Below are 12,169 nucleotides of genomic sequence, written 5' to 3'. Positions count from 1 at the left end.
TGGTGCCAGACGAACGGGGGCGTTCTGATGGCGACGGTCACGTGCCAACCGGCAGGGCCGCCGGACATGGTGCCAGACTGAGCCTCTGGAAGCCCTCTGTCAACAAGGGATTTTTTGGCCACTTTCCACTAGGTTAGGCATTTCGCTGTGAGGCGGATTACATAATTCCCACGGACATTGCCTAACCCACTGTGATAGATAAACTTTCGCCACTCCACTGGGTCCCGGCGATCAAATCAGCCAGAACCGTGCCCCGTCTGCCAGCATCGGCCCGCCCTGAATGTGGCAGCGGCGCAGGGCGGCATCGGGGACGGTATAGATGCGCAGCGAATCCTCGGGGGCAATCACCGCCTCCAGCTTGACGCGCAGGCGGGTCAGTTGCGCCTGGCTCAGCCGCGCCTCGAACACGCTTTCCTGCACCCGCGCCGCACGTGGCTCGAGCAACGCCACCACCTTGCGGCGGCGCCGGTCGCTGGCGATGTCGTAAACAATCAGACGCAATTGCGGACGGTCGGCCATGGTCAGTGCTTCATCCTGTAGGGGGTCCAGGGGGTGCCATCCTGCGCCATTCGGGCAAAGCGGCGGGCCTCGGCCCCGATCAGGCTGCGCCAGGTGGTGCGGTGGCCCGCGACCGGGTCGATGATCGCCCGCGCCACCCAGGCCTCGTAGCCCTGCACCAGCTTGCGCCCGGCGGCGGGCAAAAGCCGCACCCCATGCGCGCGGGCGGATTTGGGCGGCTCGAGGTGGAAATCCTCGGCTTTCAGGATGCGGTTGTTCAGCAGGTAAACCGTCAGCGCCTCGGCCAGCGGCGCCCGGAACGGCTCGATCAGGTCATAGACACAGGCATCGTGACCGTCGCTGGCCACATGCAGCACGCCAAAGCCCGGATGCAGCCGCGCCCGCAACACGGCGGCGCGCATGTCGCGCGTCAGCAGGGCGGCGGTGTAGTCAAGCACGGCATTGACCGCCGTCGCCCGCCCCGGATCGCGGCGCGAGGGCAGCGCGAAGCCGTGTTCAAGACAGGCCGACAGCGCGGGCCAATAGCTGCGCGCCGCCTCGGCCTCGATCGCGCGGACATCGGCCAGCGGGCGCGGCACCTCGAGCTTGCGCCACTGGGACTTGAGCCGCTCACAGGCTTGATCGACCTCCGCATCGGCACGGCGCCGGTTAAGCCGTTTGAGCAGCGCCTGCGCATTGCGGATGCGGCCCGCCACCAGAAGCGATGCGAGGTCCGCTGCCCGGACCGGATCCAGCGCCAGCCGCGCCTGCGCCATGTGCAGCGCCGCATCCCCCGAAAGCGTGGGCATCAGCACCGATTGCGGCAGCCCGGCCTCGTTCAACAGCGCCACCGGTATGCCATGCGCGGCGGCAAGGCGCAGCGCCGCATCCTCGGCCTCGACCTCGGCCCCCAGATCGATGCGCGAGATCATCGTAGCGGGCAGCCGCAGCCGCGCCCGGCCATGGCCGATCACCGTAAACCCCTCGCGCTCGGCCACCAGCCGATAGCCCGGCTCGAAAAGATAAAGCGGCACCTGACCGGGGGACAGATCGTCCGCCTCGATCTCCTCGGGCAGGATCGGCGCGGGATCTTCGGGCGGCGCCTCGGGCTCTTCGCCCCGCAGCACCGCCTGCGCCGCGGCCTCTTCTTCCGGGGGCACACCCCCATAGGTCAGGGCACGCGTGGGTTCGGCGGGCTCCTCGTCGTCGCCCTCGGGCAGAACCATGCCGCGCACGAACAGATGGCCCAGAAAGCGCAAGGCCTGATCATAAGGCACGATCCGGGTTTTCGCGAGATTGAGCCGCAGCCCCGCCTCGGCCAACTGGTCACGCGCCTTGGCCAGCGCCGCCTCGGCCCCCGGACGGCAACGGGTCAGCAGCACGAAATCATCGGCAAAGCGCACGATCCGCACCGACCCGCGCGGCCCGAAACTGTCATCAAGCGCATCAAGATGCAAATTGGCCAGCACCGGCGAGATTGGCGAGCCCTGCGCCAGCCCCACCCCCTCGGCGGAAAAGCTGTCCAGCCAAAGGTCGATCAGCTCGATCAGTTGCGGCTCGATCCCGGCGGCGTGCAGCCGCGCGGCAAGCGGGGCATGAGGAACACTGTCGAAAAACGCCTTGATGTCGGCATCGACGACCCAGGTGAACCCCTGCCGGCGCAGCGCATCGACCCGCGCCACCGCCTGCGCCACCGAACGGCCGGGGCGATAGCCGAAACTGGCATCGGAAAACTGCGGCTCCAGCGCGGCCGAGAGCACCGCCGCAGTGGCCCGTTGCGCGATGCGATCGACCACGCAGGGGATCGAGAGCACCCGCATCCCCTCGCCCTTGCGCTTGGGCACCGAAATCTGCCGCAGCGGGCCGGGGCGATACAGGTCAGCCTGCAATTCATGCGCAAGCCGGGCAAGGCGAAATTCGGCCTGCCGGGCGAAATGCGCGATGGTTTCGCCATCGCCCCCCGGCCCACCGCCCTTGCGCAGGGTCTTGATCCAGGCCTCGGTCAGCGCGGGCACCGAGGTGGCAGCGTCGAACATTCTCATGCAAGGAACCCAGTGGAGTGATTATTCTTCATGTTCGCCAATGACTTGAGTGGGGATTGGATGAATCCGGCCCAATTCTTGATGATGAAAACATGAACCCATTGGAAAAGCGATAAAAAAAATCATTCTTGACGAAGCCCTTCCAGAGGCTCAGTCTGGCACCGCGTCCGGCGGCCCTGCCGGTTGGCACTTTTACTGCCTCATAAGTTTTTGAAGATGTCTGGCACCGCGTCCGGCGGCCCTGCCGGTTGGCACTCGATCGAGTCGTGGAAGTGTTCGCTTTTGTCTGGCACCGCGTCCGGCGGCCCTGCCGGTTTTGGCATATGTGCAACACGGAAAAGGACGCCCGAAGGCGTCCTTTGTCATATGCACCAAATCTCCGAGATTGCGGCGGCTCAAGCCTTCCGAATTCTCCAGACGGCGGGGTCATGTCCGGACTTGGGTGGTCGTTTGTCAGGCACGAAGACTACCGTGGCACCGGTGTCTTCCGCGCCCAGACCAGCCTCCTGCAAGTGCTTCAGGATGACGTGAAACCGTTGCCCGGTCTGCGCATCGACCACCTTGCCGAAAACGGTGCCCGTCGCGGGCACGACATGCCACGCCAGCACCCCCCGACGCTCGCCCGGATCGCGTTGCGTCTCGGGGCGGATCGCCTGCGCGGGGGCGCGACCTGCGCTGTCCTGCTGCGGCTTTCGCGCGGCCCCCGCGTTCGCCCCGGTCTTGGGCGGTTTCGGCGGGCGAGAATTGGTCTTGAGCAGCGGCACACCCGAGTCGCCAATGGGGGGCAGTTTCTGCGCCCGTGAACGGTCATTATTGGTGAACCATTCGAAACTTTCATCCTCGGCCTCCGCGCCGCCGCGCTGCGCAGCCTGATACTTCTCCTCGGTCAGCGGCACCCAAAGAACAGGCTCCGGTTCCGGGTCGCCCTCGCAAAACCGATGCGTCTCGCCAATGGCAAGAAGTGCCCGCTTGGCGCCCTTGTCGTTTTCCTCCAGCCAATCGGAATGTGCCTTGGCGAAGCGCTTGGCGCTCTCTGCCCCGGTTGCAGAGCCCGCCCGAGGGTCCGCCGCGAAAAGGGTATCCGCCCGATAGCGTTCGTTGCGATCAATCAGGACAAGCCCGGTCACCTCGAGGCAGATCGAGCCCAGACCCAGCCCCTTGCCCAGCCCGATCTTGTGGCGGAACCGTTCGCTCGGGCGCAAGGCAAAGCAGAGGATGTTCAACTCGTGCTGCGTCAGATTGTCGAAATCGATGTGGAATTCAAAGGTGTTTTTCGGCGCGAGCACGGCGGCCGCAGCCTTGCGCTCGACACCGGTCCCGGTCGCGGGGGCCACCGATTTCCACTGCTGGCTGACAGGAGTGCCAGAGGTGTGCAAATAGAATTTCGCTCCTTGGGCGGCGTAGGTTTCGGGGCCCTTGGTGGCGAAATCCTTCTTGGAGATGAAGGCCTTGGGGTTGTTCTTTTCGAAGAAATAGAAATTCGGCGTCGCTGAATTGAGTTCTTCGTAATTCTTGTCCGGGAACTGCGGCGGGCGCGGCGGGTTGCTTACGCGCTTTGGCGGCTTCATCGGTGCGCCCTGTTCCTTCAGCAGGGTGAGCTTGACGCCATCGGGCACCTTGTCGAACTTCGGATCGATATTGCCCTTCAGAAAGAACTCGGATGTCTCCTTGTCTGCCGATGCACCCGCCGGCAGCGCGTGGCTGAACCGCAACTTGCCCGCCGCACTGACCAGTTTGCCGCGTCCTGCGTTTGCCTGTCCCTTTTCCGCCTCGGCCACAAATCCGAACATCGACTCGACCGGGTTGACAAGCGCGCGCGACACGGTCCGGTTCTTGATCTCGAGCGGGAGCAGAGAGGGATCAAAATAGGCGCGGCTGCTTTGCATCTGAGTGGCGGCGCTCAGCTTGGGGCGGTTGCGGCTGGCTTTGCCGTCCAGAACCTGATGCCGAACGGTGAAGAGTGCATTTCCCGCTTCTGGATCCCGTTTGGAATAGGCAACTGTCAGGTTCATGTCGCGCAGAACGCGATAAGGCGCGCGGGCGGCGGATTCGGCAATGACCGACAGCATCCCTTTGAGGCTGGACGCCGGGATCGCCGGTTTGCCAACGAAAAGGAACGGCGCGACACGGGCCGGAGATGTGTTGTCGGCCCCTTTCAGGCGCTGGCCGCCGATGATCGTGGGGCATTCAAGGGTTACCGTGCAGGTGATGCGTCCGGAATGGGCGTCGGCGGCGTAGATGGCGTGACCTTCGGCCTCGTGCCCGGGGCGAAGCCCGAAGTCACGCGCTTTGTCGGGCAGGGTTCGCCCCTTCGCTTTCGCATCGTTCGGCGCCCGGGGCACGAAGTGATAGCTGTTGCGGAAGGTCGTCATGTCACCTCTCCGGATTTTGCCCCTTTGCGCCGATCGGCCCATGCCGTCGCTTCGTCATGCAGGAGCGCGACGGCCTTGCCGATGGCTTCGCGCCCCGAAAGGCCTTCGAATACCTCGAACTCGGGTAGATCAGCCGCGTGAGACACCGCCGTCTTGCCGAGGGTTTCAAGCATGCCGGGCCAATCCCCGTCATCGAAGATGACTTTTTTAACGCCGCCGTACCCTTTGCGCGTGGCATGACCGAGCGGGATGTCCCCGGTCGCAAGGTCCTTGAGGCAAAGCGCAAGCAGGCCCAGCGCCTCGGGCGTCAGGGCGTGTTTCGCGACAGTCAACCGCTTGCCCGAGAGGTCCTGCGTGGCGCGTCGCAGCAATTGCAAAACCAGCTTGCCCTTGAGAACAGGTTTCTCGAAGGCTTCGAGCTTGAATTTCTTCCCGTCGGTCTGCCCGCCCGTAAAACGGTCGATGGCCACGAATTCTTGTCGAACCGGGGTGATATCGGTGGCCAGGAGCGTCTCGGTTTCGAGCATCGACCCATAATCCGGCGAACCAAAGAGAGAGGCAAATGCGATCGGCAATTCGGTGTCGTTCGGCGCCCAGGGAAGGGCATCGCCGCTAATGGTGCGATAGATGCGCCGCGCCTGTGCCCGCAACGCGCCATCAAGGCTCGCTCCGGGAAGTCGGGCCGTCGTCTCATCACTGGCAGCAAGCCTGAAGGGCCGATGAAGCGACGCTTTCTTGCCCTCTTCATTCACATATTCGCCCAGAGCGGCAACCAGGAAATGGCCTTCAATGTGAATCTCGAGCGAGATTTCAAGAAGCAAGCGCGACTGAAACGTCAACGGAATGGCGGCGACGTCGACCTCGGTCGCGTAGTCTGCCCAAGGTTTCTCAGCACCAGCCTTGAGCCATTCCTGCGCCTGCACCCTGTCAAAACACAGGACTTGCTCTTTGATCCATTTGATGCGCCCGTCACCTTGCGAAGTGGAAGAACCGATTGCGCTTTCACTGGATGCGCCATTGACCTGCGCAAGAAGGCTAAGCACGGTTTCGACATCGGACCGGTTGGCCCGGGTCAGCACCAGATCGACATCAAAGCAAACCCCCTTTGCCACCACACGATCATGCCGCAACTGCCCATCGTCGGCAGTGCGTGTGCCTTCCGCAATTTCAGTCTTGCCGCGCGCCGCCGGACGCATGACGCGGCCGGAAGCGGATGCCCAGGCGTTCCGAAACTCGATCATTCCGCCCTTCGGAACTTTTGCGCTTTGCGATGCATCTTCCTGCGGTGCATCGCCGAACAGGCGCGTCGTCTGGTCAAGATCAAGGTCGCAGCATTGGGAAGCCTTGGCGCGCAACAAACCCTTGATCGCAGTTGCCGGCAGAAATGGCCGCCCAGTTGCGTCGAGTTCGATCCCCTGCACTGGAATGATGCGTGTTTGTTCGGAAGCGATCTGAGAGAGATGATTGATCTCCGTTGGACAGACGCCTTCGGGCCATTCGTCTTCATCACTCCCGGTATGGATGGCAATCGGGCTCAGCGCTTCGAAAACACCACGGATGATCCAGCGCATCAGCCTTCTCCCCCGCGGTCTGGCCCGAAATCACCCACCGGTTCGACCGCAAGCCCCAGTGCTGTTGGGGATCTGACCTGCCAAACTGGTACTCCACCGATGCAGAACGGATCAACGACAAGGTCCCCAAAGCCATTTTCGGGCAGATAGGGACAGACCCGGTAAAGCTTGGGAACGCTTTCGATGCCGTTGTGCAGCTTTACCGTCAGCGGGACCTGAAGTCCTCGCGCAAAGAGTTCTGCGGGCCAGGATGTATGATCGTCCTCGCACTCGAAAACGAAGGTCGCACCGGGCTCGGTCAAGAGCCAAGGCGCATAACGCCCCCCCGCCCCCTCGAGCCGGTTGCGGAAAAAGGTTCCGCCAGCCAAGCGCTCGCGCGCGAAAACCGAGATCAGCCGCCAGCAATCCGGCAATCCGAGTTCGGCGAAGGCGTTGGCATAAGCGGAAAGTAACCCGATTGAAGGATCGCTCGGATCCCGAAGCAGCGCCGGAGATTGCAGGACCGCAACAACGCGTTGCCCAACTTGCGAACGCTCTGCCGCGCATCCCGGTTCGAGGGACACCTTGGCATATGCGCCGCCACGTCCGATACCCCCGAGGCCCGTGGTCAGAACCTCATCCAGTCCGCGAAGCGTGGCCTCGGGGTCCGCGCAAGACGAAAGATCGACCTCGGCCAGAAAATCGTGCTGATCCCCACGGGTATATTCCACCCCGAACAGACGGGAGGTCATCGCAGCACGATTGTCCTCGCTGATCTGCGTGCGGATCCGAAGAACGCGTGACGGCCCCTCCCCAACCCCCATGAGTGCCAGCGCCGCATCTAAGTGCTTTTGCTTCCAGTCAAAGGGCGCAAGCGGGACCTGTCCGTCGATCAAGACTGCTGCCGAGGGATCGACCAGTCCGGCCAGATCGACGATGCAAGGCTGTCCATCGGGCCCATCGATCGCTGCAAGCGACTCCGGAAGATACCGGTACGGCCTGTGCATCTGGGTTCTTGGCACCGGTTGCGCATGGCGGACCCTCACGGCGGAAAACGACTGCGCCAGAGCACCGACATCCCCGTCGAAAAGATCTTCAGGGGCCTCATCCAGAAAACCCGATCGCGCCTTGGCAGCAAGCATCTGGCGCGCGATTGCGCCTTTGATCACCCCGCCCGGAACGTGATCGGCCGAGGTAAAGGTGTTGGGGGTATTGCGCGCCTCACCCGCACAGAACACGTCCTCAAAGGAAAGCCGTAACAGAACCTTGTTCGATGGGGCCTCCGGCAACTCCCGTTTCTCGGCCACGATCGCGGTGCCATCCTCCAGCCGGACAATCTCACCGAAACCGACGCTGCGCAGCGCACCAACCTGCGTGACAAAGGCCAAAGCTTTGCGCAACCGGGCTTTGCGCGCGTCCGAAATCTCCCCAAAGACCCGAAGGCAGCCATCGAAGGCAAGCTCTGTCCCCGCAGCAAAGGGCTGCTCGATCACCTGCAACATGCCGTCCTGAACCGTCATGGTGGCATTTTCGATCGCAATGCGGGTGCGCATGCCGGTGGGACGTTCCTCGGTCTGCAACACGAAATCCGATGCGGTCAGATTGCGCCGTGCATCGCGCCCATCGCTCTCCTCGTCGCGTTCCTCCGAGCGCTCCGTGCCATCATCGGCAAAGAGTTCAGCCAAATCACGCTTGAATTCGTCCTCGAGCGGATCGCCCTGCAGCAGATCGCGCAACTCCCGCATCGCATCGGCCATCTTGCCGATCACAAGCGAATTGGGGATCATCACGCGCCCCAAGGCATCCCGCGCCAGCGGAAAATCCACACCGATCGCCCCGGTTTCCGAAGCTCGGCTGGCATAGGGGGCCCGAACGATCAGACGCAGTGGCACGATGGAAATCATCTGCCCCCCCTTTCGGTCGCTTCAGCCTTTTGCCGGATCGGTGTCAAATAGTCCCAATAGGCATCAAGCAAGGTGAAGAACCGCGCCTGACCGATGTCGTCGGCCGATATGGCAGCCCCCTTCGGCGCACCTTCGCCGTGATGCACATGAAACACCGTCGCGGCCAGTTCGACCGCCTTGCCGCGCAGCCGTTTCGTGCTGTCGTGGACATAATCGACCCATTTCGGACCAACGAATTCCGCCCCCGGCACCGCCCCGCGATGCAGCGCAAAGGCGGTCTGGCGCAAACGCCCGCGTGACACCGTCCCTCCGGTCCCCGCCGCCAAAGCCTCGGCCGAAAGCCGCAAGGCCGCAAGTTCGGCGCAATCAAGCACCGCAAAGGCCCCCTCTGCACCGGGCGAAAGCTTTTCCCCCATCGGCTTCGGCAAACGCCGCGCCAGATGGGCCGCAAGATCCATCCCCACATGGTCGAAGGACTCGAGCACCTCGATCATGAAAAGCGTCGCCGCCTTGCCATCGCGGCCACCGCCAGTATCGGGTTTGAGCCGCTTGATATGGCCACACAAGCCATCGGCCAAAGCCTTGACCCGCACGATCGGCGCATCGTGATGGCAAAACACCGCCCCCACCGAAAAACTGACCGGCTTTTCCAGCACCCGCAGCCGCGCCGCCGCCGTGCCGATGCTTTCAAGCACCTGCCAGCCGATCCGGGCGGGTACGACGAACATGATCTCGTCGCCCCCCCACAGCAGCAATTCGAACCGGATCACCGGCGCGCCATCGCGGATCGGGTCTTTCAATTCCCGCCGCACCGCCTCTTCTTCGGCGCAGGGCACCCCCTCGCCGCCAGCGTCGATCACCTGCGAAAACACCTGCGCGATCAGCTCTGATCGCATCCCGGCCAGGGCCTGATCGAACATGATCTGCGCCTCGATCGTGTCGGACTTCGCAAGCGCCGCATCCTGAATCGCGCCAAAGCCGTTGCCGTCCAGCGTGATGACGCAAACCTTGTCCTGCAGGCTCTGCTTGAGCCCCTCCGGCGGTGCCGCCTGTTCGGAAATCGAGCCCATCTGCATCGCAAAGGCCCGCCCCGCGCGCGCCAAAGCTTTTTGCGCTGCGTGGCTCAGCTTTTTCGGGTCGGTTTCCTCGGCAATCAAGGCCTGTTTCTTGTCGATGCCAAAGCGGCGTCGATCGTAAACCGAGGTGCTGAGCTTGAGAACGGCACGCTCCCCCGCCTCTTCGCGGTCGATGCGCTGGCGCTTGCCCTTGCCCACCGGGCGCACGAAATCGACCTGACAGACCATCGGCTCGGTATCGGTCAGATCGGGATAGGGCACACGCACCTCGGCCAGCCGTGCCCGTTGCAGCGCCGCGCGCAGCCGCAACCGCTGGCGCGCATAGCCGGTGCCGTCATCGACCACCGCCGCCAGACCAAAACCCAGATGCCGCGCCGGTCCGGCCGTCAGCTCTGCACGGATCTTTTCCAGCGCCGGGGCGACTGCCCCCTGATCCGCCGCAACCTGCCAGATGCCGAGCGAGCCCCCCGCCGTCGCACAGCGCACCTTGCCGGGGAAATGCCGCTCCAGCGCCGCCCCGGCCTTGGGCACCAGATCGCGCAGCAACAGCGAGCCGCCGCGGATCGTCGAAAGATCCTGCGTATCAAGGATCGACGCCGCGAAATTCTGACCTTCAAGGATTACCCAGCACGCAGCTTTGCCCACGTCACCCAACCACCTTGACCCGGCCCAAGCCTGCGTCGAATCCCGCATCAAATCAAGCCTTTGCAAGGGACGGATGCGCCGGTGCGGCAGCGTGAACCAGTCCACGGCGAACAAAGGACCCAGTGGAGTGCATATTGTCATTATTATTCATGATGTTGGTTAAGCCCCGAAGGAATTATGTCAAGCCAGCAAGGCCAAACATGCTGACCCATTGGAAAATGGTGGAAATTTCCCTTCTTGACAGAGGGTTTCCAAGGGCTCAGTCTGGCACCACGTCCGGCGCCCCTGCCGGTTGGCACGAATTGCTTCGCGCTGATCAGTTTCATCAGTCTGGCACCACGTCCGGCGCCCCTGCCGATGCTTGCCGGTTCCGCTCTTCCGGTGCATCCTTGCACCATGACCGCAGCCCCCTCTCCCCTTGCTTGCGCGCAAACAGCCCGCGATCTTGTCGCGGGCCTTGCCGTCACGCGGCTTGATCTGCAATGCGAGGCCGATCCGCGCCTTGACGCCGATTTCGAACTGGTGGCGCGGTTGCGCGGGGCATGGGGCCATGCGCTGCGCGCCGCCGCCGCAGCGGGTCAGCCCGAAGCGATCCGGGCCCATGCGCTGTTCTTTCCCGACAAGATCGGGGGGGCGGGCCATGCCGGGCCGCCCTACCGCCTCGCCGCGCGGATCGAGGGCGGCCGGTTTCACGTCACGCTGATGCTGATCGGCTTTGCCGGGCGCTGGCGCGACGCCGCCTTTGAGGCGATGATCACCGCGCTGACCACTCCGCCGGGGCTGCTTCTGGATCGGCGCAACGGCCGCCGCGCGCCCTTGCGGCTGGTGTCGGCCAACTGGACCCGCAGCGAAGGGGTCGAGCCGCCCGACCCCGCCCGGGCCGTGGTGCTCGAGTTTCACACGCCGCTGATGCTTGGCCCGTCGGGCGTCCTTGGCACCGCGTTCGATGACATTCTGGTGGGGCTGGCCGACCGGGCGGCGCAGATGGAGCCGTGGATCGGGCTGCGCTTCGAGCCGCGGCTGAGCTGGTGGCGCGACCGGGCCCGGGCGCTGAACTATGAGTGCAGCGGTTTGCGTCCGGTGACATGGGACATGTATTCCTCGGTCAACGGTCGCACCAAGGCCTCGGGCTATATCGGGCGGCTGGCGGTGACGGGCGCCGACGAGGAGGTTCTGGCGCTGCTGGCCGCCGGAACGGTGCTGCACGCGGGCGGGTCGGTCTCGAAAGGCTGCGGGCGATACGACCTTTATCCGCGTCCGTGGTAGCGCGGCCGCCTTCGCCGCTCAGCCAAAGGCGGGGGCCGCCGAAAGCGCAAAACCAAGATCGGCGGGGGCGACGGGCTTTCGATGCGCCAGCGCGTTGCGCATCGTGGCAAAGGCACTGATCAATTCGGATTGATTGCGCGAGGCGGTCGAGCGGAGCTGGTATTTCAGCGCACCGAATTCGAGATCCTCGACCTGCGTGACCCCCAGCTTTGCCGCCTGCTCATCAAGACGCAGGGATTTGCGGAAATGGTCGATGCATTGCAACCGCTGCTGCTCGATCCATGGAAAGACGGCACTGACCTGCGCCTTCCAGATCCGATGCTCGACCTCGGCCACCTTGCCATCGGCCATGAGCGAGATCGGACAGGCAAAGGGTTTTCCGGCGAAACTTGCCACCAGATCGCTGCGCAGATCGGAGTTGCGTCTCAGCCATCCTCTCGGGTCCAGAATGTCTTCGGGGCGCTGGCTCACCAGATCCTCGATCAGATCGAGCCGCCAGCCGCAAAGTTCGACGGCAAGACTGACCGCCAGATGCGTGACAACGTCGGAGTTTTGCGTGCCAACGCCGAATTCCGCCCAGATCATCGCATCGCCGCGACGGATGCGGCCCGACATCTGCAATCGGGGCAAGCCTTTAGGGACGAAGTGGGGCGGGCAAAGCGCAACAAGAGCGATGCCGCACGGCAAAGCGTTCCTCACCTCGTGAAACCGCGGTAAAAAGGTCGCCCAAGGGCGCGCGGCCGCAGTATCGAGCCCGGTAAGATCGACGATCACCAGTGCGCCTGACATGGCCGCAAAGGCACCAAGATCAACGCC

Annotated in this window: 8 protein-coding genes; 1 reads left to right on the top strand and 7 read right to left on the bottom strand. The window is 63.8% G+C overall.

Features of this window, described 5'->3' with window-relative positions; genetic code table 11:
* Positions 1-231 precede the first annotated feature (231 nt).
* The 6 genes from cas2 to LY44_RS14800 form a co-directional block, all read right to left on the bottom strand.
* The gene (gene cas2 / locus LY44_RS14820) at positions 232-519 is read right to left on the bottom strand and encodes a CRISPR-associated endonuclease Cas2 (RefSeq protein WP_055210813.1); all 288 of its coding nucleotides are present in this window, start codon (positions 517-519) and stop codon (positions 232-234) included.
* A gap of 2 nt (positions 520-521) precedes the next feature.
* On the bottom strand, positions 522-2,534 hold the full coding sequence (gene cas1, locus LY44_RS14815) for a CRISPR-associated endonuclease Cas1 (RefSeq protein WP_055210815.1): 2,013 nt from the start codon (positions 2,532-2,534) through the stop codon (positions 522-524).
* 401 nt (positions 2,535-2,935) lie between these two features.
* Positions 2,936-4,912 carry an RAMP superfamily CRISPR-associated protein gene (locus tag LY44_RS14810; protein ID WP_055210817.1) on the bottom strand — a complete coding sequence of 659 codons (1,977 nt, stop codon included), beginning with the start codon at positions 4,910-4,912 and terminating at the stop codon, positions 2,936-2,938.
* Positions 4,909-6,483 carry an RAMP superfamily CRISPR-associated protein gene (locus LY44_RS17725; RefSeq protein ID WP_055210818.1) on the bottom strand — a complete coding sequence of 525 codons (1,575 nt, stop codon included), beginning with the start codon at positions 6,481-6,483 and terminating at the stop codon, positions 4,909-4,911. Before LY44_RS17725 ends, LY44_RS14810 begins: the two co-directional genes overlap by 4 nt.
* Positions 6,483-8,366, bottom strand: a complete 1,884-nt coding sequence (locus LY44_RS14805; protein WP_055210821.1) for a hypothetical protein — start codon at positions 8,364-8,366, stop codon at positions 6,483-6,485. Before LY44_RS14805 ends, LY44_RS17725 begins: the two co-directional genes overlap by 1 nt.
* Positions 8,363-10,087: a hypothetical protein gene (locus LY44_RS14800; protein ID WP_055210824.1), complete on the bottom strand. Its 1,725-nt coding sequence runs from the start codon at positions 10,085-10,087 to the stop codon at positions 8,363-8,365. The genes LY44_RS14805 and LY44_RS14800 overlap by 4 nt, the downstream gene beginning before the upstream one ends.
* Positions 10,088-10,483: 396 nt before the next feature.
* Between LY44_RS14800 and LY44_RS14795 the strand changes: the two genes are divergently transcribed.
* A complete protein-coding gene (locus tag LY44_RS14795; RefSeq protein WP_055210826.1) occupies positions 10,484-11,353 on the top strand; it encodes a hypothetical protein in 870 nt (289 codons plus the stop codon).
* An 18-nt stretch (positions 11,354-11,371) separates the two neighbouring features.
* On the opposite strand, the gene LY44_RS14790 is transcribed toward LY44_RS14795, so the two are convergent.
* Positions 11,372-11,968 (bottom strand): hypothetical protein, encoded by a 597-nt coding sequence (locus LY44_RS14790; protein WP_055210828.1) that lies wholly within the window; start codon positions 11,966-11,968, stop codon positions 11,372-11,374.
* Positions 11,969-12,169 lie beyond the last annotated feature (201 nt).

It is taken from the genome of Rhodobacter capsulatus, from assembly GCF_003254295.1.
Classification (GTDB): domain Bacteria; phylum Pseudomonadota; class Alphaproteobacteria; order Rhodobacterales; family Rhodobacteraceae; genus Rhodobacter; species Rhodobacter capsulatus.
Note: the sequence above shows the minus strand (reverse complement) of the source record. Positions and strands in the feature narration are given on the sequence as shown.